Here is a 24,925-nt window from a genome sequence, read left to right as displayed (position 1 = left end):
CAGCGGTTGCGCGTCGCGCAGCCTCAGGAGTGAGGAAACACATCCGAGGAGGAGTGAGATGCCTGGAAAAGCAGTCATCAGTCTGACCACCGGTCTGGAGGACCCCGAGCGGGTCACCGTGGCGTTCCTGGTGGCGGTCGGTGCGGCCGAGGAGGGTCGGCCAACGCTGATGTTCCTGACCAAGGAGGCCGTTCGGCTGGCAATGCGCGGCGTCGCCATCGGGGTGGCCTGCGACGGCTGCCCGCCGCTGCCCGATCTGGTCGAGCGGTACCAGAACGCGGGCGGGACGTTCCTGGTCTGCCCGATCTGCTTCAACGCGAAGGGCCTCGATGAGAACCAGCTGATCAAGTCCGCGGAGATGGGCGGCACGGTGCCCATGTGGCGCTGGATCGGAGATGGAGCGACGACGTTCAGCTACTGACAGACAGCCTCTTTGTCGGGGGCGAAGATGAAGATGACTCTCGGGCCGGAAACAGAGTTCTCTCTGCTCAGAGCAGATCTGCCCCAGGCGGATCGTGTCGACGCCGATCCGGGCCGCCCCACATGATGGACGCATGGGTGAAGAATCGAAACTTCCACTGTTCAACGCGCGGGCGAGAAATCAGCTTTACGAGCAGCGTGTTCTCGTTCTCGACGGCCCTCTCAATGACGACAACGGGACGTTACTCGCCACGCAATTGATGGCACTCGCCACGCAGGACGCGTCGACCGACATCGCATTGTGGATTCACTCCCCGGGCGGCTCGGTTCCATCGATGCTTGCGATCCGTGACATCATGCGACTCATTCCCTGTGATGTGTCGACCCTCGTGCTGGGCATCGCTTACAGCGCCGGGCAGTTCTTGCTGTCATCGGGTGCCCGGGGGAAGCGCCGCGCCCTGCCGCACGCACGTGTCCTGATGCACCAAGGCTCGGCCGGGATCGGCGGCACCGCAGTCGACATCGAACTGCAGGCCGGTGACCTTCGGCATACTCGCGACACGGTGCTCGGTCTTATCGCCGAGGACACGGGTCAGCCCGTAGACCGCATATTCGAGGATTCTCTGCATGATCGCTGGTACACGGCGCAAGAGGCACTGGAATACGGTTTCATAGACGCGATCGTCCAGAGCTTCAACGAAATCGCGCCACACGATCGCCCACGGCCCGGATTCGGCGTCACCGAAGGAGCCGGCCAGTGAGCACGTACACGATCCCTAACGTCATCGTCCGGAATTCTCGTGGCGAGCGGACCATGGATGTCTACTCGCACCTGCTCACCGAGCGAATCGTCTACCTGGGAACCGCAATTGATGCGGGCGTCGCGAACGCGCTCGTCGCACAGTTTATTTTTCTGGAGTCAGACAACCCCGATGCCGCCATACAGTTCTATATCAACTGCGAAGGCGGGGACCCGAGCGCAATGCTCGCGATATATGACACCATGCGCTATATCCGCCCGCGGGTTGAGACAACCTGCGTTGGACAGGCCATCGCGGTGGGTGCCGTCCTTCTTGCCGCGGGAGCCAAAGGAAAACGTGCCGCTCTCCCGCACGCACGAGTAATCCTGCACCAACCGGCTGCTCAGGGGCGCGGAACGATCCCCGATCTCATTTTGCAAGCCGACGAGGTCGTACGTGTCCGAGCAGACATCGAGCGCATACTGTCACGGCACACGGGCCAGACCATCGAGACCCTACGCGCCGATACCGATCACGACCGCGTGTTCACCGCGACCGCGGCCTTGGAGTACGGGCTCCTCGATGAGATCATCGAGGAGCATTCGTAGGCTCGTGGACGATCCCGGCAGGTCACGCTACGCGGCCAGAGTGTACGCCGCCGAGCAGGTAGCACCTCTTGACGTGCTGCTTTGAGCAGACCGCAGGCTCTCGGCAACGGCAAGGGTCAGATCGACCAGGGTGACATCCAGCGCGCCGGCGACCGCGGCGATCATTTCGCTCGATGGCTCTTTGACGCCTCGTTCCATCTCGGAGAGATACTGCGGCGAGACGCCGGCGCGACGTGCCGTCTCGCTCAACTTCTCGCCCCGCTCGTGACGAAGACCTCTGAGGCACCCGCCGAGCGCGTGCCGCCACAGCGGCTCGCGAGTCGGAGACGGCTTGGGATCGGTCCGATCGATCGCCGGACGTAGCGGCGGGACAGAGGAGGCCATGCCTCACCATAAGTAGACGACGCGTTCGAGTTCTGCCGGCTTCGCGCAGAGCAGAACCGTCCCTGCCTCCTCCGTCCCGGCCCTCGGGGGGCAAAGCGGAGTGATCAGCGAAGTGGCCGCCCCGGCCGCCTACGTGAGGGCGCTCGGAGGTCAGCTCAAGATCGTGGCCGATTTCGGCGACTCGGCCATGGTGCTTGACACACCTCACGGTCGCCGTACGGGGTGATCGTGCCCATGACGGATGCCGTTATTCCGGTGTTCTTCTCTCTTGACCTGGCTTGACCGAGCTTGCGTGAGCTCTTGCGTCGCTGCCGCGCAGTCTGGCCGGATGTGTCGTATCCGAGTGATTAACTGACCGGAAAATGATCCACCTCAGGCAGGCAGGCAGCGGACCCCAGCTGGAGCACTTAGTTGGGGCTGTGGCGTGATTGCCTGATCAGGCCGCAGGTTCGAGTATGGCGACAAAGACTATGACTCCCTCCGCGTGCGCCGCTTCCCGCGCGAGCGCGGCATTGAGCTCCCCCGCAGGTCACCGAGGCCGGTTGCCCTTCTTTTTACGGCCGGCTGGCACGGCCCGGCGACCGGAGCCGTTCTGTGCGGGTTTTTGTGCTTGCCGCTGTGCCGGTTTCTGTACGGGGGAGGCGGGGGCACGGCCCCGCGAGCTGTTCACCGTCCGGCCGCGGACGATGCCGATGAAATCTTCCACCAGGTCAGTGGTCGCGTCCGTGAGCCAGGTCAGCGCAACCTGAGACTGCGGCGCGTCCGGGACCGACCGGTAAGTGAGATCCCCGCGGTGGTGGAGGCGTGCCAGCGACAGCGGAACCAGGAGGATCCCGGTGCCGGCCGCTACAAGCTCGACCGCGTCCGCCGTGGTGGCCGGGCGGGTGAACGCGGGCAGCCCAGGCCGGACCGTCCACTCGATGGTGTCGTCCAGAGGATGGAACACCTCGTCGTCGGCAAGGTCGGCGATGGACACCTCGTCGGCGGCGGCCACCGCGTGGTTCTTGGGAATCATGACCACCGTGGTCTCCACGTAGAGGGGAATCACGCTGAGCCCGTCCCGGTCGACCGGCAGCCTGACGAATCCGGCGTCGGCGCCGCCGTTCCGCAGGAGTCCCACCGCCTCGGCGGCGGGAACCGCGACCAGGGCAACCGGCACGTCGGGCATTCTCTCGGTCCAGACGTTGACCCACTTCGCGGGTGTCACCCCGGGCACGTAAGCCAGTCGAAACATCCTGCCGGTCTCTCCATCAGTCACTTCCTCAGGGTACCGATGTCAAGGGAACCTGTTCCGGCTGACTACTCTTGACGCCATGACCTCGTCCAAACCGAAGACCATCCAGACAATGAAGCCGGCGACCGCGGCCAAGAAGCTGGGTGTCCCCCTCTTGGCCACTCCCGCCGAGTTTCAGGCGAGTGTCGTCTCCAGGGACGAGCTGAACGAGTTGCAGTCGACGCCCCCCGCCTGGCTCGCTGACCTGCGCCGCAACGGCCCGCACACCAAGCAGGTCATCGCCGCGAAGCTCAAGGTCTCCATTGCCGGCCTGCTCAGAGGTGGGATCACCGGACCACTGACCACCGCTGAGATCGATGCGCTGAAAGCGGAGAACCCGGCGTGGCTGGAGCGCGAGCAGGCCAGCCACGCCGAGGCCCGCAAAGAAGCACTCCGCCTCAAGCAGGGCTAGACAGCTGAGATCCTGCACGTCTCCGACCCCGGACGCGTCTTCAGGCTGCCGCCACCGCCTCGCTGAGTGATCAGCCGCGATTCCTCGGTCGGGCAATCCGGGTGACCGGAGGGCGGGAGATCATCTCTCAGGGCTGATCTCGGAGGTGGTCGCGGGGGCCGGCGGATCAGTCGTGCCGGGGACGCCGCGTGAGCATCGCGACCTCGAAACCGTAGCCGACCATCAGGGCAGTCCCTCCCTATGAACTCCGCCTGTCCGACGGAACGTTCGCGGCCCGCTCCGCCGGTTCGCCTGACCTCGGTTCTACGGGATGGATCGGGCACCGCGGGATCGGTGCGGCGGGTCGATGCCCCAGCTGATGACGCGTCGCGGATAGATGCGGATGATCGCGCCTGACGCGCGGGCGGCGCTGTCGGAGGGGGTGTCGACGGCCTCCGCGGTGCCGCGGATCTCCAGGCATCGGATGCTGTCCATACCGTCCGGCATGTCGTCAACGACGACGGCGGCCCGTGGCCTCTCCCGCACATTGTGGTACTTGCGGCTGGAGGCCATGTTGTGACCGCCGATGTCGATCGTGTTGGTCACCGGATTGTAGTAGCAGGACACCGGGTTGACCTGCGGGCCGCCATCCGGCGTGATCGTGGCCAGCCGGCCGAGTCGCTGTGCGGAAAGGTAGGCGATCTCACCTTCGGTGAAGACGGTGGTGTCGATTCGGCTCACGTCGTCACCAGCACGATTTTCCCGCGGGCGTGACCGGTCTCGATCTCGCGATGCGCAAGGGGCGCCTCCTCCAGGCTGAATCGCTTCCATATCGGCACGGTCAGGTCGCCTTTCTCGTAGAGAGCGACAAGGCCGGCGAGCCGGGCGGCTGAGCGGTCGGTTCCGACCCTGCGTACCCCGAGCCGTTGCCCGGCCTGCCAGTCGACCAGGGTGACGGCGCGCTCGGCCGTGCCGAGCAGCCGCACGGAGACGTCGTTGGCCTCGCCGCCGACGCAGTCCAGCGCCGCGGTGATGCCGCCGGGCGCCAGCTGCCGGACCCGGTCGGCGAGTCCCGGCCCGTATGTCACCGGCAGGGCGCCGAGGCTTTCCAGGTAGGCGTGATTGTGCCGGCTCGCGGTGCCGATCACGGTGGCCCCGCGTGCGACCGCGAGCTGTGTCGCGAATGAGCCGACGCCGCCGGCCGCCGCGTGTATCAGCAGGACGTCGTCGACGGTGACGTTCAGCGCGTCGAGCGCGGTGTCGGCCGTCTGCCCGCTGGCCGACAGCACTCCGGCCTCCGGCCACGGCATGGCGGACGGCTTGCGCACGGCGCCGGCCACCGGTACCACGACGGTGTCGGCGTAGCCGATCGCGTCGACGAAGGCGATGATCGCCTCGCCTGCCGTGAACTCGGTGACCCCGGCCCCGACCATGTCGACGACACCCGCGACCTCGTTTCCAAGGCGCGCGGGGAACACGGCGGGGTTGTACCGGGCGAAGGCGCCTCGCCGGTAGCCGGCGTCGAACGGCTGTACGCCGGCCGCCTTCACCCGGACTCGGATCTCTCTTTCCGCGGGCTGCGGATCGTCCGTTTCGACCACCTGCAGCACCTCCGGCTCGCCGTACTCGGCAAACACCACGATCCTCGCCATGTCGTACCCCTTCGTGTGGTCCAGGCAGTGAGGGAAGTATCAATCACCTGATTGATAGTTGTCAATCAAATGATTAACTGCTGTACTGGGGCGGTGACCGCGCAAGAAGGAGCCAACGAACAGCCACGCGCGCCCCGCCGGCACCGCACTCCGGGAGAGCGCGACCGGATGGCCGAGCGAACACGGCAGAAGATCCTCGACGCGGCCGTGGTCGAGTTCGGCGCCAAGGGCTACTCCGGCGCCCGGACCGCGGGCATCGCGGCCCGAGCCGGTGTCAATCAGCAACTGATCGCCTACTACTTCGGCGGGAAGCAGGGCCTGCTCGATGAGCTCAGACGGCGCTGGTCCACCCGGCAGGAGACGCTGGTGCCTCCGGAGGCCACCTTCGCCGAGTCGCTGGAGGCATACCTCGACGTGACCCTCGATCACCTGGACTGGGCGCGGCTGGTCGTGTGGCAGGCCCTCGGCGACGATCCCGGCCAAGGGGCCGAGGAGGCCGGTCGCGAGCAGGGGCGGCGAATCGAGGACGGTGTGCGCCGCATCCGTGATCGCCAGCGCGCGGGCGAGCTCACCGACTCGGTCAGCGCCGAGTTCATCGTGCTGCTCGCGCACATGGCCGCCTTCGCCCCGGTCGCCATGCCGCAGATGGTGTGGGGTGTTCTGGGCGTCGCCCCCGGCTCCGCGGACTATCGCCGACTGTGCCGAGACCAGCTCGCCGCCCTGCTCAGCCCGCGCGAAGCCGTTCACGACACCCCGCCGGGATGATCGACGCGTTTGACGACGGCTCGTTCACCTGGCTGAACGACCGGAGGTTTCGACTCCTGTTCGATCCGCCCGATGTCCGTCCGTGGACGGGCAGGGGTGATGTCGACGAAACCCTGCCGGAGGGTGGCGCGGATGCGGTGCGTTGATAAGACGCCGATGTCATCGGCGATCGGCGGTCGCCGTCCGTATCATCTCGGCATGGTGCCGAACCCGGAGCCGAGGCTCAGCCGGCGGGTGGTGCTCCTGGCCGCCGGAGGGCTGCTCGCCGGTTGCTCCCGGCAGCCCGAGGCCGACAAGGTCCACCTGCGACTGGCCACCGGGCCGGCGGGGGCGGTGTACCGGCGCATCGGCGGCGCGCTGGCCGAACACGTCTCCGAGCAGGTTCCGGGTGCCACCCTGGTCACCGTGCCGAGCGGGGCGTCCACCGACAACATCCGGATGCTGCGGGCCGGCGAGGTGCACCTCGGGCTGACGAGCCTGGACGCGCTGATCACGGCCGACGGCAGCGCGCCCGAAGGGCTCTCGGCGATATGCCGGCTCTACGACAGCCACCTGCATCTCGTGGTCATGGCCGGTTCGGCGATCGACGGGTTCCGGGATCTCAAGGGCAGGCGCGTATCCCTCGGTGCCCGCGACTCGGGCACGGAGTTCACGTCGCTGCGGGTGCTGGAGCTCGGCCTGGTGAACGCCGACGGCCGGTATCTCAGCCAGGCCGAATCGGCGGCGGCACTGCGCGACGGCGAGATCGACGCGATGTTCTCCCTGACCGGTGTCCCGACACCCGCCATCACGGAGCTGGCGCAGCGGCACCCGATCCGGCTGATCCCGTTGGAAGCGCAGGCGGACGCGCTCTTCACGGCGTTCCCAGGTCCCTACGCTCCGGCCATGATCCCCGCGACCGCCTACGCGGGCGTCCCGGCCACCCGCACCGTCGCTGTGCCGAACGTGCTCCTCGTGCGCAACGACCTGCCCGACGACCTGGTCTACGCCATCACCGACACGATCTTCACGCACACCGGCGCGATCATCTCCGCCAGCCGCGACGCCGAAGCCGTTCCCGAAGCCGTTCCCGAAGCGTGGCAGATCAACGTGCGCACCGGGATCTCCACCGCGTCGATCCCGCTCCATCCGGGCGCGGCGGCCTGGTTCCGCGACCGTAAGCGCTGACTCGGGACAGCGACAGTCCCGCTGACTCGGGACAGCCGCAGGTCTGCTGACTCGGGACAGCGACAGGTCTGCTGACTCGGGACAGCGACAGGTCTGCTGACTCGGGACAGCCGCAGACCTGCGAAGGAGCCGGGTTTCCCAGGCCTGCGGCCGAACCCGGCTTTTCAGGCCTGCGGCGGAGCCGGGCTTCCCGGACCTGTGGCGGAACCCGGCTTCTCAGACCCGCGGCGGAGCCGGGACACCGGACGACGACACCACCGGCGGAACGACCGGCGGAACGACCGGCAACGCGACCACCGCGGCGAATCCGTGCCCGGAGCCGTCCGGACGCGGCAGGCCCTCCTCCAGCCGCAGCTCGCCCCCGGCCGCCCCGGCCAGGTCGGCGCAGATCGCCAGTCCCAGGCCGGTGCCGGGTACGTTCTGGTGCCGCGGTGACCGCCAGAACCGTTGTAGCGCCTGGGCTCGCTCGGACGCGTCGATCCCCTGGCCGTCGTCGCGGACGGCGATCGTGACCACGCCGCCGGCCGCGGAGGGGTTGCCGTGCCCGGTGCCCGCGGAGGAGCTGCCGTGTCCGATGCCCGCGGAGGAGTCACCGGGGACGACTCGGGCGGTCACCTCCACCACCCGCGCGTCCGACAGCCGTAACGCGTTGCTGATCAGCTCGTCCAGGATGCTGCCCAGCCCGCCCGGTGGCTCCAGCAGCCGCAGCCCCGGCGGCACGTCGACCGTCAGCGTCTGCCCCGCCGTCGCCGTCAACGCCCGCCACCGGTCCACCCGGGTCGCCAGCACCGCGTCGAGGTCCACCGGCGACGCCGTCCGGATGCTCTCCATTCGCGCACTGGCCTGCAGCGAGTTCAGCATCCGCTGCATCGCCTTCAGCTCGTCGACGGCGACGTCGTAGACCTGCCGTCCGTCGCCGTCCGCGCGCAGATGCGGTTCCAGACTCTCCACGGCGAGCCGGAGACTGGTCAGCGGATTGCGCAACTGGTGCGACGCGTCGGACACGAACGCCCGCTGCCGCTGCACGGCGTTCTCGACCGCGTCCATCATGGTGTTGAACGACCCCGCCAGCCGCCGCAGCTCGACCGGGCCGGCCTCGGCGTCCGCCCGGATCGTGAGGTCGCCCCGCGAGATCCGCGAGCTCGCCGCGTCCAGCTCCCGTACCGGCCGCAGCACCCACGCCGACACCGGCCAGGCGACGGCCACCAGCGCGACCAACGGCAGCAGCCCGAGCCCGGCGAGCTGGGTCCATCGCACGAGGATGCGATAGCGCGTCCTCGACAGGTCGGAGATCGTCACGACGGTGCCGACGACCTCGCTGTCCCGGCCCACCGGCTCCGCGACCACGAGCGCGGAGTCGTCCCACGGCGCCCATGCCCCGGATGGTTCGGATCTCGCCCCGGCCAGCGCCGCGGTCACGATCCGGGGCAACGCCGGCTCGGCCCGCGCCGCCTCCCGGTACGCGCCGGTCGGCCCGAGCAGCACCGTGCCCGAGATGTCGATCACCGCGACCGGGATGCCGTACAGCTCGTGGTAGCGCGCGAGCTCCTGGTGGAGCGCCTCGGTCCGCCCGGTCGACAGCGCGGTCTCGGCCAGCGACGCGAACCGGCCGACGTCGTTGAGCCGGTCGACGTAGGTCTCCTGCATCTCCCGTTCGGCCACGGTGACGCTGAGCGGCACCCCGAGCGCAGCGACGAGCAGCACCGCGAGGGGCACCAGGACGACGAGCAGCCGGCGATGCACGGCGCGTCAGCCGATCAGCTCCGGCTGGTCGGCCAGGAGCCGATAGCCGACCCCGTGGATCGTGCGGATGAGCACGGCCGGTCCGAGTTTGTGCCGCAACGCCGCGATGTGGGTGTCCAGGGTGCGGCTTGAGGACTCCCAGGTCGCGCCCCAGATCTGGTCGAGGATGACGTCGCGGCTCACCACGTTCGGCGCCCGCCGGGCCAGCAGCAGGAGCAGCTCGAACTCCTTGCGGGTCAGCGTCAGGGGCGTGCCGCCGATGACGACCTCGCGGGTGCCGACGCCGATCCGCATCGGGCCGAGGACGAGTGGCTCGTCCGGGTGGCTCAGGGCACGGGCCACCCGGGTGCGCCGCAGGACGGCGTCGATCCGGGCCAGCAGCTCCGGGACGCCGAACGGTTTCACGATGTAGTCGTCCGCGCCGGCGCGCAGGCCGCGGACCCGCTCGTGCTCCTCAGAGCGTGCTGTCACGGCGATGACGGCGGTCTCCGGGCGGTCACGCAGCCTGCGGATCACGTCGAGTCCGTCGCCGTCGGGCAGACCCAGGTCGACGAGGACCACATCGGACGGGGCGGCGTGCACGGCCTCCGCGGCGGTGGCGATGCGGTGGACCTCGAAGCCCGCCTGAGCCAGGACGGTCACCAGACCCCGCGCCACGCGGTCGTCATCCTCGATGATGGTGATCCGCATACCGGATTGTACGGTCCGAATCGCTGCTTTTGTTAGCCCTTTAGTTCTTGGGATTTCTCTGACATCCAGCGCATTCTTGGGATTTCTCTGACACCATCCGCGCCCCTGCCAGCCGAGACTGAGGCCGCGCACCCACCGACAAACGCGCGTGCGCCGAGGAGGAGGTCGCGATATGAGAACGACCAGCAGGTGCCGGGCCATCGTGCGGATGGTCGCCGCGATCGGCGTCGTCTCGATTGTCGCCGCCTGTTCCGGTAACGGGGGCGCTCCCGGCGGAGGCGCCACCGGCGCGAGCGCCGCCGGGGGCTACCCGGACAAGAACATCACGTTCGTCGTGCCGTTCAGCGCGGGCGGCCCGACGGACACCGTCACCCGCATGATCGCCGAGCCGATGGCCGCCAGGCTCGGCGCCAAGATCGTCGTCCAGAACGTCGAGGGCGCGGGCGGCACGGTCGGCGCCGGGGAGGTCGCGCGGGCCGAGCCCGACGGCCACACCGTGCTCATGCACCACATCGGCATGTCGACGGCGCCCGCCCTGTACCAGAACCTGGGCTACAAGCCGCTCGAGGACTTCGAGATGGTCGGGCTCGTCACCGAGGTGCCGATGACGGTCGTCGCCCGTAAGGATTTCGCGCCCGCGACGCTCCAGGACCTCGTTACCCACGTGAAGGCGAACGCCGGCAAGGTCACGCTGGCCAACGCCGGCATCGGAGCCGCGTCCCATCTGTGCGGCCTGCTGTTCCAGACCGCCGCCGGTGTCAAGCTCCAGGAGGTCCCGTACGAGGGCACCGGCCCCGCGCTGACCGATCTCGTCGGCGGCCAGGTCGACTTCATGTGCGACCAGACGACCAACACCAGCGGCCAGATCTCCGCGGGCGAGGTGAAGGCGTACGCGGTCACCACGCCGGAGCGGGTGAAGAGCCTGCCCGACCTGCCCACCACGGCCGAGGCCGGGCTGCCCCAGCTCCAGGTCAGCGTGTGGCACGGTCTCTACGTCCCGGCCGGCACGCCGCCGGAGGCGGTCCAGAAGCTGTCCGAGGCTCTGAAGGTGGCCCTGGCCGACCAGGGGGTCGTCGACCAGATGGCCAAGCTCGGCACCGCGCCGGTCCCGGCCGGGGACGCGACCCCGCAGGCGCTCCGGGCCAAGCTCGAAGAACAGCTCGGCACCTGGGCGAAGGTCATCGCCGACGCCGGCGTCAAGGCCTCCTGAGGTGGAGCGCCGCCGGTCCCTCCCGGACGTCCTCGCCGGGGGAGTCTTCGTCCTGATCGGTGGCGCGTTCGCGGTGGGGGCGCTCGGCTACGAGCTGGGCACCCCGCTGCGGATGGGCCCCGGCGCCTTCCCGCTGCTGGTCGGCGCGACCGTGGCCGCCCTGGGGCTGGCGATCGTCGTCAAGGGACTCGTCGCCGGCGAGGTGATCTCGTTCGGGCCGGTCCCCTGGCGCGCGGTCGCCGCCATCGTGCTCGCGGTCCTGTTCTTCGGATTCACCGTCCGGGGCCTCGGGTTCGTACCGACGTCCGCGGTGACCGCCCTGCTCACCGCGCTGGCCGGCTCGCGCGTACGGCTGCTCACGGCCGTCGCCGTGGCCGCCGGGCTGACCGTGGCCGGCACGCTCATCTTCGTCGTCGGACTTCAGCTGCGAATCCCGCTGTGGGGCCCGTGGCTGGGATTCTGACGCGGCATCCGGATTGAGGCATGGAACTTCTCGACAACCTCGCGCTGGGATTCTCGACCGCCCTCCTGATCCAGAACGTCCTCTACTGCTTCGTGGGAGTGCTGCTCGGGACGGCGGTCGGTGTGCTGCCCGGCATCGGGCCGACGGCGACGGTGGCGATGCTGCTGCCGATCACGTTCGGCTTCGAGCCGGTGACGGCGCTGATCATGCTGGCCGGCATCTACTACGGCGCGCAGTACGGCGGCTCGACGACCGCCATCCTGATCAACCTGCCCGGTGAGTCGTCGGCGGCGGTCACCGCGCTGGACGGGCACGAGATGGCCAGGCAGGGCCGGGCCGGCGCGGCGCTGGCCGCCGCCGCGGTCGGGTCCTTCTTCGCGGGTACGGTGGCCACCGTCGTGCTGGCCGTCGCGGCCCCACCGCTGGCCCGCGTCGCGTTGAGGTTCGGCCCGGCCGAATACTTCTCGCTGGTGCTGCTCGGCCTGGTCGTGTCGATCGCGCTGGCGCGCGGCACGGCGCTCAAGGCACTGGCGATGATCGCGCTTGGCGTCCTGTTCGGCACGGTCGGCCAGGATCTCTACACCGGCACGCCCCGGTTCGTCTTCGACCAGCGCGAGCTGTACGGCGGCATCGACTTCGTCTCGGTCGCCGTCGGCATGTTCGGGGTGGCCGAGATCCTGCGCAACCTGGAGAACGAGCGGACCCGCACGGCGATCGTCGGCAAGGTGCGGAACCTCTGGCCGACCCGCGAGGACCGGCGCCGGATCGTCGGCCCGATCCTGCGGGGTACCGGCCTAGGCGCCGCGCTCGGCGTCCTGCCCGGCGGTGGCCACGTGCTGGCCTCGTTCACCTCGTACGCCGTCGAGAAGCGGATCTCGAAGCGGCAGGGGGAGTTCGGGCGCGGCGCGATCGAGGGCGTCGCCGGCCCCGAGTCGGCGAACAACGCCGCCGCGCAGACGTCGTTCATCCCGCTGCTCACCCTGGGGCTGCCCGCCCACCCGGTGATGGCACTGATGGTCGGCGCGTTCATCGTTCACGGCATAACCCCGGGCCCGAACGTCATCACCGAGGAACCGGCGCTGTTCTGGGGCCTGATCGCGTCGATGTGGATCGGCAACGTGCTGCTCGTGCTGCTGAACCTGCCGCTGATCGGCCTCTGGGTGCGCATGCTGCGCATCCCGTACCAGGTGTTGTTCCCCATGATCATCCTGTTCGCCGCGATCGGCACCTACTCCCTGGAGTTCAACGCGTACGACGTCTACGCGATCGTCTTCTTCGGGGTGCTGGGCTACATCCTGATCAAGTGCGGCTGCGAGCCGGCGCCACTGCTGCTCGGCTTCGTCCTCGGCCCCCTGCTCGAGGAGAACCTGCGACGGGCGCTCATCATCTCCCGTGGCGACGCGTCGGTCTTCCTGACCCGGCCGATCTCCGCGGTGCTCCTGGCCCTGGCCGTGGCGGCACTCGTCGTCACCGTCCTCCCGGCGATCCGCAGGCGCCGCGAGATCGTGTTCACCGAGGAGGAGTAGGCGGGTCCGGGGTTCGAGGCCCCGGCGGCGCACGATCGGTCGAGATCCCGACGTGGCTCTCCTCGCCGGATCGGACGAGACAACACCGGCCCGGACGCCGGAGCAGCCGTTCGCGCCGCTCAGGGGGTGGGCCACTTCCGCATCCGTGCAGGTCGGCGGGACTTTGGTCGGAGCGGGAGGTACCCTCGTCCCATGGACCGGCCCCACCTCGCCAACCTCGCGCACCTGCGCCGGGCGCGGGATCTGATCGACAGGGAGTACGCGCGTCCGCTCGACGTGCCGACCATGGCTCGCCACGCGCTGATGTCGCCGGGGCACTTCTCCCGGGAGTTCCGGGCGGCCTACGGAGAGTCGCCGTACAACTACCTCATGACCCGGCGGGTCGAGCGGGCGATGGCGCTGCTGCGCGGGGGCATGAGCGTGACCGACGCGTGCATGGCGGTCGGCTGTACCTCCCTCGGCTCGTTCAGCTCGCGATTCACCGAGCTCGTGGGGATGACGCCGAGCGCGTACCGGGCCCGGGAGCACCCCGCCGTGCTGGCGATGCCCGCGTGCGTGGCCAAGATCCACACCCGGCCGACCAGGGAACAACCGGTCAGGATCGGAGAAGTAACCCGCGCCGCCGCCGTCTAGCGTTGGCCACATGAACATCTCTCTCCACTACTGCCAAATCACCGTCAACGACCTGGACGCGTCGCTCGCCTTCTACCGCGACGCGCTCGGCCTCGAAGTACGCAACGACGTCGCCTCGGACGGCTTCCGCTGGGTCACCCTCGGCAGCGCGTCCCAGCCGGGGCTTGAGATCGTGCTCTCCGAGCCGCACGCCGGCCGGTCCCAGGCCGACGGCGACGCCCTGCAGGAGCTGCTGACCAAGGGAGTCCTGCCGATGACCGTGTTCCGCACCGACGACGTCGACGTGGCCTTCGAGAAAGTGCGGGCCTTCGGCGCCGAGGTGCTGCAGGAGCCCATCGACCAGCCCTGGGGCCCGCGCGACTGCGCCTTCCGGGACCCCTCGGGCAACATGGTGCGCATCTCGCAGGCGCCCAAGGCATAACCACGCGAGCACTCGGCTCCCGCACGCCGGGGTGTCTGCACCATATTCTCACATCCCCTGCGCTCAACGATCACAGGGATCTGTTTTGATTGCGCCGTGACTGAGCGGAATGCGTCAGGGGAGAGTGATGCGCTCTGGGCCATGGGGTGTGGGGCGTCGGCGGTTGTCGCGTCGACGAGCGCGGCTTTGGGGACTTTTCTGGACGCTTTTCTGGTGGCCAGAACGCAATGCTACTGCCTTGGTGGTCCAAGTGCTGGGGAGAGTTTCGCCGGCCTGGTCTGGGTGGCAAGTCGGCTCATCATATTTCCCGTCATTTCAGGCCTCTCGCTGCTCGCCTCGTTTCCTGTCATTCTCGTCGCCCACCTGCCGTGGTTCGCGGACCATGGTTGGCTCAAGGCGATCCTCACGGTTCTCGCCGCCATTGTCTCGATTACCGGGCCAATGGTGACAATCGTTTATGACGTCGCCACCGAGGGAATCACGGGTGACTGCGACCCGCCCTGGTGGCCGTCCTGGCTCCCCTCGTGACATGACCTCGGAGAGGTCTCGCGGTGTGGTCGCGTGACCAGGACCCGGCCGGTCGGAACAGCGGCGCGGGACCGGGGCACGTGGATCCGCTTCACCGCGTGAGCAGGGGGAGCAGGGGGAGCAGGGGGAGCAGCGGGAGCGCCGGGAAGGTGTGGTCCTGCCACAGCAGCCGCGAGGTCTCTTCCGGGTAGGCGGTGACCGTCGACGGCGTGTCGAAGAGCTGCGCGAGGCGGTGGACGGCGTCGTACGGGGGCCAGCCCGGGTCGCCGTGAGAGGCGAACGCCGTCCACGCCCCGCGGATCCGCGCGGACAGCTCCTCGGCCACCGGGGAGGGCGGGTCGCCGATCAGCGTGGCGGTCTGGCCGCTGCTCAGGTTGCCGAAGACGAGCGGCACGTCCAGGCCGTGGCAGGCGCCGAGGGCGCCGTCCAGTCCCGGGGCGGGCCAGGTCAGTTCGTAGAGGTGGGCCCGGCCGCCGCCGGCGATCTGCGCGCCGGCGAGGTGGAGGCTCGGCATGCGGAACAACCAGTCCGCGTTGACCAGCTCGTACAGCTCCTCCTCGGTCGCGGCCGGGAACGCCTGCCGGTATCGGCGCGCACCGTCCGGGCCGGGGGCGAGCATGTGCAGGGCGGTCTCGGTCTGCTCGTGCGTGACCTGGCCGAGCACGCCGTCGATCAGGCTGAACAACCGGTGCTCGTCACGGGTGTGCCCGACGAGAAGTCCGACGTCCCGGGCTGCGCCGTCGGCCAGCGCCTGCCAAGGGGTCACCGGCAGGACGTCACCGTCGACAACCGGCGCGAACGGGATCGGCCGGTGGGTGATCTGCCCCCACCGCTCTCGCCACTGGACCGTCTTGGCGAAGATCGCGTCGCCCGCGGCGGGCAGCCGGGCCGGGGTCACCGCCGACAGGCCGGACACCGTGGGCCGTACCCCCAGCTCGGCGGCGAAGGCGGCGGCGATGTCGGCGGCCAGCTCGGGGGAGAAGAACGTCCCCGGCACGCTCTGCGCGACCGCCCGGTGGAAGAGCCCTGCGGCGCGCGGCATGGCGAGCAGCGCGGCGACCGATCCGCCGCCCGCCGACTGGCCGAAGACCGTGACCCGGTCCGGGTCGCCGCCGAACCCCCGGATGTTGTCGCGCACCCACTGCAGGGCCGCGACCTGGTCGAGCAGTCCCCGGTTGGCCGGGGCTCCGTCGATCTGCGCGAAACCCTCGATACCGAGACGGTAGTTGAGGGTCACGACCACGGCCCCGCTCCCGGCCAGGTGCCCGGCGTCGTACTCCGGGAGGCTGGAGTCGCCCATGGCGTAACCGCCACCGGGGATCCACACCATCACCGGGAGCCCCGCCGCCGGATCCGGTCCGGGTGTCCAGACGTTGAGCGTCAGCCAGTCGTCGCCGACGGTGTCCTGAGACACCCCGAGCACGCCCGACTGCGGGGGCGGCGGGCCGTATGTGAGCGCCGGGCGCACACCGTCCCAGCCGCGCACCGGCCGCGGCGCGGCGAAACGCAGGGGGCCGACCGGCGGCTCGGCGAACGGGATGCCGCGGAAGACCGCCAGGCCCGCCTCCCGGCCGCCGCGAAGGACGCCGGCCGCGGTGCGGACTTCCGGCTCGGACTCGGACGGCTTGCTGGATGCGGTGACGGCCATTTCGCGGTTTCCTCTCCGTGCCGGCTCGGCCGAGCATCTCAGTGCGCGCCGTCCACGGGCAAAGCATTTAGGGGGCGGCCCACATGAGCCTGCCCGGCGAACGCGACACGGGTCGACAGGCGCCGTGGCGTACGGCCCTGGCGATGTCGGTCCAGCCGTGCGGGCGGATCGGAGATGGAACAGACGGTGGAACCGGATGGAACACCTTGGGGGTGTCCGGTTCGGTGGCGCGGACGCGATCTGGCCCTGCTGCCCCGCTCCAGCAGCCGGCTGGTGACCATGCACGGCGTCGTCGCCGTGAGCGGCCCGCTACGCCGGTGTCCGGGCACGCAGGGCCTGGATGAACCAGTCGAGCACCGGCGTCAGGCTTTCCGGGGCCGACCAGCCGTTGATCACTGCGAGCAGCCGGAGATACGACTCCCTGCGGGGATCGTTCGCGCTCTCCAGCCGGATCAGCAACCGGCGCCGGAGGTCGGCGTCGTCGGGGCGGCCGACGGCGTGCGCGTACCGGGCCGTGACCGCCGCGACGACCGGATCGGTCCGGGGCGAGGCCGGGTCGATGCCGGCCACCAGGGCCGGACCGGCCTGGTCGCGGACCATCGCGACGGGATCGCGGCGCGGGCCGGTGATGTCGCCCTCGGCGCGCTCGGCCGCGTGTTGCCCGGCCAGACGGTGCATGACGGCGCGAAAGTCCGGGTCCCGCGACAGCTCGGCCAACTCCACCCATGCCTCGACCTGCTCGGGTTCGGGGTCGTCGGGCAGTTCGGGGGTCATCGAGCGCCTGATCCCCGCGAATTCGGGATTGGCGTCCAGGCCGCCGAAGGCGGTGTCGAGGAAGTCGCCGATCAGACGTCGGCGCTCGTCCTCGGAGAGCTTGGCCAGTTTGTGCATGAGATCCATCTCCTCGGGGGTGGACCCGCGCCTGGTCACCGCCGTCAGCACCGCGCGCCGCAGGCGCAGCGTCCGGATCTGCACCGCCAGTGCCTCGGCGTGCGCCGCGGCGACCTCGGGAAGCGAGATCTCCCGGTCCACGACCCTGCGGATCGTGGGAAGGTCCACTCCCAGGTCGCGCAGCGTCCGTACGAGGTCAAGGCGTGCGACGGCGTCGATGCCGTAGAGGCGGTGGCCGGCCGGGCTGCGATCGGTCGGCGGCACGATCCCGCGGTCGGAGTAGAACCGGACGGTCTTGACCGTGAGCCCGGTCCGCCGGGCCAGGTCACCGATCGAGTGGAGCGTATCGCCGTTCATGCCCCCAGCCTGGCGCCTCCCTCTACAGGAGGTGCAAGTCCTCACAGGAGGTGCGACCCCTTTCGCCCGCGCGGCGTCAGCGGGTCGCGACGGCCATGCGCAGGCCCAGGACGATGAGAACGGTGCCGCTGACGGCCTCCAGGCGGCGACGGATCACGGGCCTGCGGAACCACGCGCCCGCGCGCCCCACCACAGCCGCCAGGGCGAGGTACAGGGCGATCTCGACGGCCACCTGCAGCAGCGCGAGAAGCGCGGTGGTGGAGAAAAGCGGCTGGTCGGCCGGTACGAACTGGGGATAGAAAGCGATCATGAAGGCCGCGATCTTCGGGTTGGCGAGCATCACGAGAGTGCCCTCGCCGAAGGCCTTCCACCAGCCCCGCTTCGGGCTGGGCGGCGTGTCCTCGGCGAGCTCCCGCGCGGGACCGGCCGTCCGGATTCGCCACGCGGTACGCCACGCCTTCAGCCCGAGGTAGAGCAGGAAGCCCGCGCCGATCACCCGCAGGACGACGAAGGCCACTTCCGAGGCGGCCACCAGGGCGGCCAGGCCGGCGGCGGCGAAGAGCGCCCAGGCGTACAGGCCGGCCTCCAGGCCCAGCACCGTCGGTACCGCTCCCCTGAAACCGTGCAGCGCGGCACGGCGCAGGATCAAGGCCATCGCGGGCCCCGGGGACGCTGAGATCAGCACGACGGCGACGACGAAGGCGGGGAGGGAGGCGACGAGATCCATGGGGTGAGCATGTCTGCGGTCCTTGATCCGGTTCAACCCTTTTTCCAACGGGGAACCCGCACCTCCGTCCGGATCGGCTTGAGGCTGCTGTGATCTGGATCGCGAGCTAGGTTGTATATCTAACTAGCTTGCTCTACCGTCTAGATAGCACAGCCCCTAAGGAGTCCCCGATGTCGTTCACCCCCTTGACGCTCGTCCTGTCGGCCGTCCTCGTCGGCTATCTGGCTGTCGTCAGCCCCCTGCTCGGTAAGCGCGCCTATGACGGGCTGGCTCGCTCGCGCGACCGGGACCCCATGGTCTATCGCCGGATGTGCGCGTTCTGGTGCGCCGAGTTGTGGGTGCTGGCCACCCTGGCGCTGCTCATCGTCGCGGTGGAGCCGGGACTCGACGCCGCGGGCATCGGTCTGGTGATCAAGGAGCTGCCGGACGAACTCCTCGGGGCGATCCTCGGCTTCCTGGTCGCCGGTGCGGTCGGCGTGCTCGTCTTCGGATGGTTGGCGGCCAGGGGAAAGTCTGTCCCCGGCCAGCAGGCCGTCGTCCACCTGCTGCCGCGTACTAAGGCCGAGCGCTGGTACGCGGCGGGCTTGGCGGTGACCGCCGGTATCACCGAAGAGATCGTTTACCGGGGCCTGCTCATCGCGGTCGGCATGGGCGCGCTCGGCCTGAGCGAGAACGCCGCCGCCTTCGCCGCGCTGGCGGTGTTCGTCGTCGGCCACCTCTACCAGGGCCGGCGCGGCATGATCACGGTCGCCCTGATCGGCTTAACCCTGACCGCGCTCTACCTGAAGACCGGCAGCCTGCTCATACCGATCCTGCTGCACGCCCTGATCGACCTTCGCGGCCTGCTGCTGTCCCCGCGACCGCGACGTGAACTAGTCGAGAACGCGGCCTAGATAGGATCGCTACCATGATGAGCGACCGACGCGCGAGCTGGCTCAAGGGCGTGCTGGACCTGCTGGTTCTCGCCAGCCTGACGGCCGGTGAGAACTACGGGTACGAGATCGTCAAGGATCTCGCCGAGTCGGGTCTCGGTCAGATCAAGGGCGGCACCCTCTACCCGGTGCTCAACCGGCTGGAGGAGGCGGGACTGGTCGCCGCGGAGTTCCGGGTGACCGAGCGCGGGCCCGGCCGCCGCTACTACCAGCTCACAGACCTGGGCAGGCAGACGCTCGCCGAGCAGGGCGGGCTCTGGCTGAGCTTCGACGAGTCGGTACGCGCCGCACTGGTCAGGGGCGGCGTCGAGGCGCCCCGCCCCGCGACCTCGCGCGAACAAGAACCCGAACGAAAAGACGAACGGGAACGGGAAGGCGAGCTTCGATGAACCCCGACTCCGGCGAGACGGCCGGCGCCTACTTCGACGAACTCGCCGTACTCCTGGCCAAGGCGGGCATGTCGGCCGACCGGGTCGGGGCCACGCTCGAAGAGCTCGCCGGCTACCTCGCCGAGAGCGGCGGCGACCCCGAGGAGGAGTTCGGTCAGGCGGCCGAGCTCGCCAAGGGGCTGACCGCCACCTCGGCCCCGCCCGCTGAACCCGCCGCGGACGCCCGCACCTGGAGCTGGACCGCCGACCTGTTCCACGACGTCAAGATGCTCAACGAGTACGGCGCGCAGGGCTGGGAGGTCGACAGGGTCGACGCGAGGGGCCTGTTCATCTGCGCCCGCGACCCCGAGCACCCGCAGCAGTGGGAGTACAGCAGGGAGCTGGTCGCGGCCGGCCGCCGCCGGAGCGTGCTCGACCGGCTCGTCCCGGATGGCTGGGAACCGTGCGGCACCTGGGTGGGTTTCGAGTACTTCAAGCGCCCCAAGGCCGCCAGCCTGGGGCCCGCCGCCGAGCTGACCGCCCCTCCTCGGGCTCCCGACCGCGGCATCTTCCTCAGCCCCGGGTTCTACGCCTTCGTCGCCGGCGTCCTCGTCGTGCTGGCGCTGGCAGGGGCGGCCCTGCTCCGGTTCGGCGCGCTGGACGGCGACCTGAGCACCGTCTTGGGCCTGCTCTCCGGCGCGGCCGTGGGCGCGCTGATCCCGATGACCGTGTTGTGGATCGCCCAGCGGCGCGACAGGAGACCCTGAGTCCTCCCGAGGAGCCCTGCTCCCATGTCCTTCACCCACGCGGTGATCCGCACAGGACGGCCGGGGCGAGTGCCGGCGGGGCTGACGACCGTTGCCGGGTTGGGCGTTCCAGCCACCGCTCCGCGGCCTGAAGCGTGGTAGCCGACGAACGGAGGGGGCGAATGGTCAGATCAGAGAGTCGAACTCGCCGGTCTTGACGCCACTGATGAACGACTTCCACTCGGCGGGAGCGAAGAGCAGATTGGGGCCGCCGGGGTTCCTGCTGTCACGAACGGCGGTTTTCGGTCGCGGCTGGACCTTTGATCGCTCAGGCGAACGCCGCTCGCGACAGTGCCCGGGCCACACCCGCCCGCTACACGCTGCGGATCGGCGCCCCCGCCGGCATCAGTGCGATCCTGAGCCGCACCTACCTGACCGGCATCGCCCGAGAGGTTCGCCTCAACTTCCCCGAGACCCGGCTGGTGTGCCGGGACGTTCCCTTTCCGGCGCTCACCCGCTGCCTGCCCGAGTATCGAGTAGACGTTTTGCGGACCACCGCGCCTGTGAGACATCTCGACGTGGACTTCTTCCCCCTGGCCATGACCACCGCGCGCATCGGCGTGGTCGGCGCCCGGCATCCCCTCGCCGACGCCGGAACGATGAACGTGGAGGACTTCAGCGAGCAACCGGTGCTGTAACCCGGCCGGCGTGGCGTCGTTCACGCCCTCGTGGAAGCCTTCCAGGCCCTCGGCCCCGCCTGCCATAGGCGCGATTGATCTATCCGGTTTCCCCGGCGACTGTCAAGACCCGATTCCGCATTGGAACGAGGGGATGTCACGCTCCGCGGGCATGTGTAGAACAAATTGCCAATGCGGAAATATTGCGAGTCCGACCATCGACGAAGTCGGAATCGCTTGTGATCTTGAAATAAGAGGCGTTCGGCGATGTCCGGGGGATCGGCACGCACGGGCGAGGATGCTCGTTGACAATCCAGGGAGGGCGGACTGGATGACGATGCAAGGGGACTATTCGGACACAGAACTCGTGGAGTTGGTCAAATCCACGAGCACGCGGCGAGAGGCGCACGAGCGTATTTACGCGCGATACGGGAAACGCGTGCTGGGAGTATGTCTCGCCTATCTTGATCCGGAGCGGGCCCAGGACGCGGCGCAGGAGTCGTTCCTGGTTCTGATGGACGCCGTGGTGCGCGGTGGCGGGCCGGAATCGGGCAAACTCGGGCCGTGGCTCTACGGGGTGGCGCGCAACAAGGTGCGGGAGTCCTACCGCGACCAGCGACAGACGCCGATCGACCTGCCCAAGGAGGCGCACGCGTCCCCCGAATGGATGGGCGAGGCCCACGACCAGGCCGACGAGGCGCGCCGGCGCGCGGAGGTGCTGCGCTTGCTGGACATCGTGGCGTCTGGTCTCACCGAACGGCAGCGGAGGATCTACCAGTTGACGGTACGGGAGGGGTTGCGCGGCCAGGCGCTCGCGACCGCCCTGGGGACCAGCCCCGCCGAGGCCAGCCGGTTGAGCAACGAGGTCAGGAAAATCATGACCGATGGGTTCGGCGGTTTCCTGCTCGCGGACCACATCCAGTTCCAGTGGCGGGCCGGCCGGGGCGCCGAGGTCTGCCAGAGTCTCTTGAAGATCATCCGGGAGTGGAACCGGGAGCACGGCCTGTGGACCGCGAAGACGTTCCCCGTCACGCTGCGGCACCAGGTCTCCCAGCACGTGCGCGACTGCGCGGACTGTTCGGGCGAGCGCCGGCGCAGGATCAGGCCGTACCTGCCCGGTCTCATTCCGGTGCTGTTCCTCCCGGCGTTCTCCGAACGCATGTGGGAGAGGTTCGCGCGGGTCTCGGCCAAGGAGGATCTTGGGTATGCCGATCCGCGTCCATCGGCGAAAACCCTGTCCCGCCTTGAGAAGCACGTCACGGCGCCGGAGGCCTCCCCTGCACTGGCGGCCTCTCCCGCGCCGGCGGCCTCTCCCGCACCGGGGCGGCGCGCACCCCGGCCGCGACGGTCGTACCGGATGCTCGGCAACAGCTTGTCCGTGGCTCTCATCCTGGCCCTGCTGGCCGGCGGCGTGTACGTGTGGGAGAGATCAAGGCCCCCTGCCGGTGTGCCGTCGACCGTGAACGGGACACGCGTCTTTGTCCCTGCCTCCACTGACGACCCGGCTTCCCCCGATCCGGCCGTCACCGATGATCCGGCCCCCACCGATGCCCCAGTTTCCCCCGATCCGACTGTCACCGATCCGGCCCCCACCGATGACCTGGTCCCCACCGATGACCTGGTCCCCACCGATCCGACCGCCACGTCCAGCAGGAGCACGAGGACGAACCCCGCCCCGTCCGATGACCTGTCGACGACCGGGCAAGGGGAACTGGAGATCACGCCGAGTCAGCTCAGCCGGGGCCAGACCTATGCCATAACGCTGACCGGGTTCCGTCCGGGGGAAAAGATCTCCATCAAGGGTGACCCGTACCGCGTCACCGCCGACGACGTGACAGCCGACCGGACAGGCAGGGGTGTCGTCCGTCTTGTCGTCGGATCAGACGTCGCAGCGAAGAAGTACAGGGTCACCGCCACCGGCCGGAGTTCGCGCATCACCGCGACGGACACCGTTGCCGTCGTGCCTTCCACTCTGACCCCGATCCCGATCCCGATCCCGACCCTGACCCCGATCCCAACCCCGACCTTGACCCCGATCCCGATTCCGGCGCAGCCCGTCGGCACGATGACGTTCACGCAATCGACACTTGTCCCGGGCCGGGGGTACCGCGTCATCCTGACGGGGTTCAGCCCAGGTGAGGACATCGAGATCCAAGGCGAGCCCTTCCCCGATACGGAACCGGTGCGGGCGAACCCGGACGGAGACAGAACCGTTGCGTATCTGGCCGTGGGGCGGTTGGTCGCCAGAGGCAAGTACCGCGTCACCGCCACGGGGAAGACCTCGGGCACGGTCACGACGCGGACCGTCTCCGTCGTCCCCGTCCTGAAGACCTCGCCGGAAGAGGTCGTTTCCGGGGGGAGCGTCACGATCACCGGTTTGGGCTTCCCGGTGAACACGCCGATCACGCTCACGTTCACCCCGTACGCCGAGCCGAGGCAGCCCGGCACCAACTGCTGCTCCGGCAACTTCACGGTGAACTCGCCCCCGCTCACCACCCCGGGCACCTACACGATCACGGCCACGGGGCCAGATGTCTCAGTGAAGACCGAGGTCACGGTACGTTCCCCGCCTGGCCCGCGCTGACCGTGAGCCTGGCCCACGCTGACCATGACCGGCTGCCCCTGTCCGGGGGCGGCCGGTCGGCAGGCGCGAAAGTGCCTTCGGTCAGTTCTGGCATTTCACGGAGGTGAACTTGAGGAATTCCGAGTTCCCGCCACCGGGAAGACCGACGGAGATCCGCACGCAGAGGTTATCTCTGGCGGCCGACTTGAGCGTCGCGATGAAATCACTGATCTCCTTCTCCACCAGGTTCTCGCAGCCGAACTTGGCGATCGCCGTGATCCTGGCCGCGCCACACACTCCGCGTGCGAGCAGGCCGATGGAAACGTCCACGGCACGCTCGGGATGGTTCGCCAGCCAGGTTCCCACCCGATGGGCGGCACCCTGAGGTACGACGAAATGGCAGACCTTATTCGGGCAGTACGGTCGGCCCAGGTCCAGCCTGGTGGGCGTGGAGCCGCCGGTCAACGCCGCGAGGGTCTGCGGGCCGACCTCGCCGTCCGGCTGCAGCCCGGAGGCCTTTTGGAAGGCCATCACGTTCGCCTTGGTGAGCGGCCCGAACCTGCCGTTCACCGGCTGGTCCGGATAGCCGCTGTCGCGGAGTCTCCGCTGGAGCATATGCACGCACTTCTTCTTGCCGATCGGGTCGACCTGGCCTGCCCGCATGAACGGGCAGGCGCTCAGCCCGGCGTTGGCCGGTGACCCGGCGTCGATCGACGGCCTGGCGTCGCTCGGCGGCCCGGGGTCGCCCGGTGGCAGGGGAATGATCCCCGAGACCATGAATGAAACACCCAGAAGCGCGATTCCCACTATCCACTTGAACACCACGAACACCCGCATGGCGAGGCCTCCGACTCGACCACGGTGCCGTTTCTGGCACCACTCGCCTACAGGTGCGGGATGACCCCCGAATCTCCCCCTCCGAACAGAGAAATCTTGAAAAGAATTCGCGGGGCTGATAGTGGTGGGCTCGCCTGTTCACCTGTCGCGAGTCGTCGCGCGTCCCCGTACCGCCGGGAAGGAGGCCTCGAACTCCCCGTCCGTGTGTTCGTGTCGTCCAGGAGCCAGATTCGGGAGCGGCCGTGACATCGCTGCCCAGCCGGCCGGCGTTGGCGAGGTGCGTGGAGAGCTCCTGCGGGCGCAGACCGGCGAGAGCGTCCGGACACTCCTGTCCAGGAGCCGTGACGCCTCCGGGCGGATCATGGGTTCCCGCAGGACCGCCGGCGTCACCCCGTTCGCCGACGGCAGCCTCACGGTCTCGGGATTCCGGCCGTCGCCGGGAACGACCGCCCTGCCGGACGACGTCGGCCGGACCGTGGCAGGGCCGCGAGGTCGGATCCCGGGTGCGGGACGGGCGGAGCCGGGTTGTTAGGTTGAGGCTTGCTCGAAATGCCGTTAAAGGGAT

General features: G+C 69.2%; 30 protein-coding genes. 19 read left to right on the top strand and 11 right to left on the bottom strand.

Going from position 1 to position 24,925, the window contains the following annotated elements; translation table 11 throughout:
• Positions 1–58 precede the first annotated feature (58 nt).
• From OG587_RS40770 to OG587_RS40760, 3 genes are all read left to right on the top strand, one after another.
• Positions 59–421, top strand: coding sequence for a DsrE family protein (locus OG587_RS40770; RefSeq protein WP_329084190.1), 363 nt, complete (start codon positions 59–61; stop codon positions 419–421).
• 133 nt (positions 422–554) lie between these two features.
• On the top strand, positions 555–1,181 hold the full coding sequence (locus tag OG587_RS40765; protein ID WP_329084189.1) for a ClpP family protease: 627 nt from the start codon (positions 555–557) through the stop codon (positions 1,179–1,181).
• Positions 1,178–1,768 carry a ClpP family protease gene (locus OG587_RS40760; RefSeq protein ID WP_329084188.1) on the top strand — a complete coding sequence of 197 codons (591 nt, stop codon included), beginning with the start codon at positions 1,178–1,180 and terminating at the stop codon, positions 1,766–1,768. Before OG587_RS40765 ends, OG587_RS40760 begins: the two co-directional genes overlap by 4 nt.
• Before the next feature lie 27 nt (positions 1,769–1,795).
• Here OG587_RS40760 and OG587_RS40755 read toward each other — a convergent pair whose 3' ends face one another.
• Both OG587_RS40755 and OG587_RS40750 read right to left on the bottom strand, forming a co-directional pair.
• A complete protein-coding gene (locus OG587_RS40755) occupies positions 1,796–2,152 on the bottom strand; it encodes a helix-turn-helix domain-containing protein (protein WP_329084187.1) in 357 nt (118 codons plus the stop codon).
• A gap of 529 nt (positions 2,153–2,681) precedes the next feature.
• Positions 2,682–3,386 carry a LysR family substrate-binding domain-containing protein gene (locus tag OG587_RS40750; RefSeq protein WP_329084186.1) on the bottom strand — a complete coding sequence of 235 codons (705 nt, stop codon included), beginning with the start codon at positions 3,384–3,386 and terminating at the stop codon, positions 2,682–2,684.
• 112 nt (positions 3,387–3,498) lie between these two features.
• On the opposite strand from OG587_RS40750, the gene OG587_RS40745 reads away from it, so the two are divergent.
• Positions 3,499–3,837, top strand: coding sequence for a DUF5997 family protein (locus OG587_RS40745; protein ID WP_329084185.1), 339 nt, complete (start codon positions 3,499–3,501; stop codon positions 3,835–3,837).
• A gap of 303 nt (positions 3,838–4,140) precedes the next feature.
• On the opposite strand, the gene OG587_RS40740 is transcribed toward OG587_RS40745, so the two are convergent.
• The gene (locus OG587_RS40740; RefSeq protein ID WP_329084184.1) at positions 4,141–4,557 is read right to left on the bottom strand and encodes a PPOX class F420-dependent oxidoreductase; all 417 of its coding nucleotides are present in this window, start codon (positions 4,555–4,557) and stop codon (positions 4,141–4,143) included.
• Positions 4,554–5,468 (bottom strand): NADP-dependent oxidoreductase, encoded by a 915-nt coding sequence (locus OG587_RS40735; protein WP_329084183.1) that lies wholly within the window; start codon positions 5,466–5,468, stop codon positions 4,554–4,556. The genes OG587_RS40740 and OG587_RS40735 overlap by 4 nt, the downstream gene beginning before the upstream one ends.
• Before the next feature lie 168 nt (positions 5,469–5,636).
• Between OG587_RS40735 and OG587_RS40730 the strand changes: the two genes are divergently transcribed.
• Genes OG587_RS40730 through OG587_RS40720 form a run of 3 tightly spaced genes read left to right on the top strand, consistent with a single transcriptional unit; the run spans position 5,637 to position 7,400 of the window.
• Positions 5,637–6,233: a TetR/AcrR family transcriptional regulator gene (locus OG587_RS40730; RefSeq protein WP_329084182.1), complete on the top strand. Its 597-nt coding sequence runs from the start codon at positions 5,637–5,639 to the stop codon at positions 6,231–6,233.
• Entirely contained in the window at positions 6,230–6,379 is a 150-nt protein-coding gene (locus tag OG587_RS40725) for a hypothetical protein (protein ID WP_329084181.1), read from the top strand. Before OG587_RS40730 ends, OG587_RS40725 begins: the two co-directional genes overlap by 4 nt.
• A 52-nt stretch (positions 6,380–6,431) precedes the next feature.
• On the top strand, positions 6,432–7,400 hold the full coding sequence (locus tag OG587_RS40720; protein WP_329084180.1) for a TAXI family TRAP transporter solute-binding subunit: 969 nt from the start codon (positions 6,432–6,434) through the stop codon (positions 7,398–7,400).
• Positions 7,401–7,616: 216 nt separating this feature from the next.
• Here the strand turns inward: OG587_RS40720 and OG587_RS40715 are convergent, their stop codons facing one another.
• Positions 7,617–9,143: a sensor histidine kinase gene (locus OG587_RS40715; protein ID WP_329084179.1), complete on the bottom strand. Its 1,527-nt coding sequence runs from the start codon at positions 9,141–9,143 to the stop codon at positions 7,617–7,619.
• 6 nt (positions 9,144–9,149) lie between these two features.
• Positions 9,150–9,833 carry a response regulator transcription factor gene (locus OG587_RS40710; RefSeq protein ID WP_329084178.1) on the bottom strand — a complete coding sequence of 228 codons (684 nt, stop codon included), beginning with the start codon at positions 9,831–9,833 and terminating at the stop codon, positions 9,150–9,152.
• A gap of 172 nt (positions 9,834–10,005) precedes the next feature.
• Between OG587_RS40710 and OG587_RS40705 the strand changes: the two genes are divergently transcribed.
• The 6 genes from OG587_RS40705 (at position 10,006) to OG587_RS40680 (ending at position 14,614) form a co-directional block, all read left to right on the top strand.
• On the top strand, positions 10,006–11,043 hold the full coding sequence (locus OG587_RS40705) for a tripartite tricarboxylate transporter substrate-binding protein (RefSeq protein WP_329084177.1): 1,038 nt from the start codon (positions 10,006–10,008) through the stop codon (positions 11,041–11,043).
• Between the two features lies 1 nt (position 11,044).
• Positions 11,045–11,506, top strand: coding sequence for a tripartite tricarboxylate transporter TctB family protein (locus OG587_RS40700; RefSeq protein ID WP_329084176.1), 462 nt, complete (start codon positions 11,045–11,047; stop codon positions 11,504–11,506).
• Positions 11,507–11,526: 20 nt separating this feature from the next.
• Positions 11,527–13,032, top strand: a complete 1,506-nt coding sequence (locus tag OG587_RS40695) for a tripartite tricarboxylate transporter permease (protein WP_329084175.1) — start codon at positions 11,527–11,529, stop codon at positions 13,030–13,032.
• 192 nt (positions 13,033–13,224) lie between these two features.
• Positions 13,225–13,665 (top strand): helix-turn-helix transcriptional regulator, encoded by a 441-nt coding sequence (locus tag OG587_RS40690; RefSeq protein ID WP_329084174.1) that lies wholly within the window; start codon positions 13,225–13,227, stop codon positions 13,663–13,665.
• Between the two features lie 10 nt (positions 13,666–13,675).
• Positions 13,676–14,086 carry a VOC family protein gene (locus OG587_RS40685; RefSeq protein WP_329084173.1) on the top strand — a complete coding sequence of 137 codons (411 nt, stop codon included), beginning with the start codon at positions 13,676–13,678 and terminating at the stop codon, positions 14,084–14,086.
• A 96-nt stretch (positions 14,087–14,182) separates the two neighbouring features.
• Complete coding sequence (locus OG587_RS40680) at positions 14,183–14,614, top strand: hypothetical protein (protein WP_329084172.1); 432 nt, start codon at positions 14,183–14,185, stop codon at positions 14,612–14,614.
• 91 nt (positions 14,615–14,705) lie between these two features.
• On the opposite strand, the gene OG587_RS40675 is transcribed toward OG587_RS40680, so the two are convergent.
• The 3 genes from OG587_RS40675 to OG587_RS40665 all read right to left on the bottom strand — a co-directional run bounded on the left by OG587_RS40675 (position 14,706) and on the right by OG587_RS40665 (position 18,237).
• Positions 14,706–16,262: a carboxylesterase/lipase family protein gene (locus OG587_RS40675; protein WP_329084171.1), complete on the bottom strand. Its 1,557-nt coding sequence runs from the start codon at positions 16,260–16,262 to the stop codon at positions 14,706–14,708.
• A 309-nt stretch (positions 16,263–16,571) separates the two neighbouring features.
• A complete protein-coding gene (locus tag OG587_RS40670; protein WP_329084170.1) occupies positions 16,572–17,510 on the bottom strand; it encodes a MerR family transcriptional regulator in 939 nt (312 codons plus the stop codon).
• A 76-nt stretch (positions 17,511–17,586) separates the two neighbouring features.
• A complete protein-coding gene (locus OG587_RS40665) occupies positions 17,587–18,237 on the bottom strand; it encodes a LysE family translocator (RefSeq protein WP_329084169.1) in 651 nt (216 codons plus the stop codon).
• A 170-nt stretch (positions 18,238–18,407) separates the two neighbouring features.
• On the opposite strand from OG587_RS40665, the gene OG587_RS40660 reads away from it, so the two are divergent.
• Genes OG587_RS40660 through OG587_RS40650 form a run of 3 tightly spaced genes read left to right on the top strand, consistent with a single transcriptional unit; the run spans position 18,408 to position 20,304 of the window.
• The gene (locus tag OG587_RS40660) at positions 18,408–19,130 is read left to right on the top strand and encodes a CPBP family intramembrane glutamic endopeptidase (protein ID WP_329084168.1); all 723 of its coding nucleotides are present in this window, start codon (positions 18,408–18,410) and stop codon (positions 19,128–19,130) included.
• A gap of 14 nt (positions 19,131–19,144) precedes the next feature.
• A complete protein-coding gene (locus OG587_RS40655) occupies positions 19,145–19,558 on the top strand; it encodes a PadR family transcriptional regulator (protein ID WP_329084167.1) in 414 nt (137 codons plus the stop codon).
• Entirely contained in the window at positions 19,555–20,304 is a 750-nt protein-coding gene (locus tag OG587_RS40650) for a hypothetical protein (RefSeq protein WP_329084166.1), read from the top strand. Before OG587_RS40655 ends, OG587_RS40650 begins: the two co-directional genes overlap by 4 nt.
• Before the next feature lie 165 nt (positions 20,305–20,469).
• Here the strand turns inward: OG587_RS40650 and OG587_RS40645 are convergent, their stop codons facing one another.
• Positions 20,470–20,649 (bottom strand): DUF397 domain-containing protein, encoded by a 180-nt coding sequence (locus tag OG587_RS40645; protein ID WP_329084165.1) that lies wholly within the window; start codon positions 20,647–20,649, stop codon positions 20,470–20,472.
• Between OG587_RS40645 and OG587_RS40640 the strand changes: the two genes are divergently transcribed.
• Together OG587_RS40640 and OG587_RS40635 are read left to right on the top strand one after the other, a co-directional pair.
• Entirely contained in the window at positions 20,604–20,981 is a 378-nt protein-coding gene (locus OG587_RS40640; protein WP_329094246.1) for a hypothetical protein, read from the top strand. The genes OG587_RS40645 and OG587_RS40640 overlap by 46 nt on opposite strands.
• A gap of 133 nt (positions 20,982–21,114) precedes the next feature.
• Positions 21,115–23,544, top strand: coding sequence for an RNA polymerase sigma factor (locus OG587_RS40635; protein ID WP_329084164.1), 2,430 nt, complete (start codon positions 21,115–21,117; stop codon positions 23,542–23,544).
• Positions 23,545–23,625: 81 nt separating this feature from the next.
• Here OG587_RS40635 and OG587_RS40630 read toward each other — a convergent pair whose 3' ends face one another.
• Positions 23,626–24,360: a peptidoglycan-binding domain-containing protein gene (locus OG587_RS40630; protein ID WP_329084163.1), complete on the bottom strand. Its 735-nt coding sequence runs from the start codon at positions 24,358–24,360 to the stop codon at positions 23,626–23,628.
• 277 nt (positions 24,361–24,637) lie between these two features.
• On the opposite strand from OG587_RS40630, the gene OG587_RS40625 reads away from it, so the two are divergent.
• Positions 24,638–24,892: a hypothetical protein gene (locus OG587_RS40625; protein ID WP_329084162.1), complete on the top strand. Its 255-nt coding sequence runs from the start codon at positions 24,638–24,640 to the stop codon at positions 24,890–24,892.
• The last annotated feature ends 33 nt before the right edge of the window (positions 24,893–24,925 follow it).

The sequence above is a fragment of the Streptosporangium sp. NBC_01469 genome, from assembly GCF_036227305.1.
Taxonomy (GTDB): Bacteria; Actinomycetota; Actinomycetes; order Streptosporangiales; family Streptosporangiaceae; genus Streptosporangium.
The sequence above is the reverse complement of the archived record's forward strand: the minus strand, read 5'-3'. Positions and strand labels throughout refer to the sequence as shown.

Excerpts from the sequence above, each read along its gene's own strand:
- OG587_RS40665 (WP_329084169.1), bottom strand. The coding sequence starts at position 18,237 with ATGGATCTCGTCGCCTCCCTCCCCGCCTTCGTCGTCGCCGTCGTGCTG.
- OG587_RS40690 (WP_329084174.1), top strand. The coding sequence starts at position 13,225 with ATGGACCGGCCCCACCTCGCCAACCTCGCGCACCTGCGCCGGGCGCGG.
- OG587_RS40660 (WP_329084168.1), top strand. The coding sequence starts at position 18,408 with ATGTCGTTCACCCCCTTGACGCTCGTCCTGTCGGCCGTCCTCGTCGGC.
- OG587_RS40655 (WP_329084167.1), top strand. The coding sequence starts at position 19,145 with ATGATGAGCGACCGACGCGCGAGCTGGCTCAAGGGCGTGCTGGACCTG.
- OG587_RS40675 (WP_329084171.1), bottom strand. The coding sequence starts at position 16,262 with ATGGCCGTCACCGCATCCAGCAAGCCGTCCGAGTCCGAGCCGGAAGTC.
- OG587_RS40705 (WP_329084177.1), top strand. The coding sequence starts at position 10,006 with ATGAGAACGACCAGCAGGTGCCGGGCCATCGTGCGGATGGTCGCCGCG.
- OG587_RS40710 (WP_329084178.1), bottom strand. The coding sequence starts at position 9,833 with ATGCGGATCACCATCATCGAGGATGACGACCGCGTGGCGCGGGGTCTG.
- OG587_RS40670 (WP_329084170.1), bottom strand. The coding sequence starts at position 17,510 with ATGAACGGCGATACGCTCCACTCGATCGGTGACCTGGCCCGGCGGACC.
- OG587_RS40750 (WP_329084186.1), bottom strand. The coding sequence starts at position 3,386 with ATGTTTCGACTGGCTTACGTGCCCGGGGTGACACCCGCGAAGTGGGTC.
- OG587_RS40720 (WP_329084180.1), top strand. The coding sequence starts at position 6,432 with ATGGTGCCGAACCCGGAGCCGAGGCTCAGCCGGCGGGTGGTGCTCCTG.
- OG587_RS40635 (WP_329084164.1), top strand. The coding sequence starts at position 21,115 with ATGTCACGCTCCGCGGGCATGTGTAGAACAAATTGCCAATGCGGAAAT.
- OG587_RS40685 (WP_329084173.1), top strand. The coding sequence starts at position 13,676 with ATGAACATCTCTCTCCACTACTGCCAAATCACCGTCAACGACCTGGAC.
- OG587_RS40725 (WP_329084181.1), top strand. The coding sequence starts at position 6,230 with ATGATCGACGCGTTTGACGACGGCTCGTTCACCTGGCTGAACGACCGG.
- OG587_RS40745 (WP_329084185.1), top strand. The coding sequence starts at position 3,499 with ATGAAGCCGGCGACCGCGGCCAAGAAGCTGGGTGTCCCCCTCTTGGCC.
- OG587_RS40695 (WP_329084175.1), top strand. The coding sequence starts at position 11,527 with ATGGAACTTCTCGACAACCTCGCGCTGGGATTCTCGACCGCCCTCCTG.
- OG587_RS40770 (WP_329084190.1), top strand. The coding sequence starts at position 59 with ATGCCTGGAAAAGCAGTCATCAGTCTGACCACCGGTCTGGAGGACCCC.
- OG587_RS40630 (WP_329084163.1), bottom strand. The coding sequence starts at position 24,360 with ATGCGGGTGTTCGTGGTGTTCAAGTGGATAGTGGGAATCGCGCTTCTG.
- OG587_RS40650 (WP_329084166.1), top strand. The coding sequence starts at position 19,555 with ATGAACCCCGACTCCGGCGAGACGGCCGGCGCCTACTTCGACGAACTC.
- OG587_RS40765 (WP_329084189.1), top strand. The coding sequence starts at position 555 with ATGGGTGAAGAATCGAAACTTCCACTGTTCAACGCGCGGGCGAGAAAT.
- OG587_RS40755 (WP_329084187.1), bottom strand. The coding sequence starts at position 2,152 with ATGGCCTCCTCTGTCCCGCCGCTACGTCCGGCGATCGATCGGACCGAT.
- OG587_RS40730 (WP_329084182.1), top strand. The coding sequence starts at position 5,637 with ATGGCCGAGCGAACACGGCAGAAGATCCTCGACGCGGCCGTGGTCGAG.
- OG587_RS40735 (WP_329084183.1), bottom strand. The coding sequence starts at position 5,468 with ATGGCGAGGATCGTGGTGTTTGCCGAGTACGGCGAGCCGGAGGTGCTG.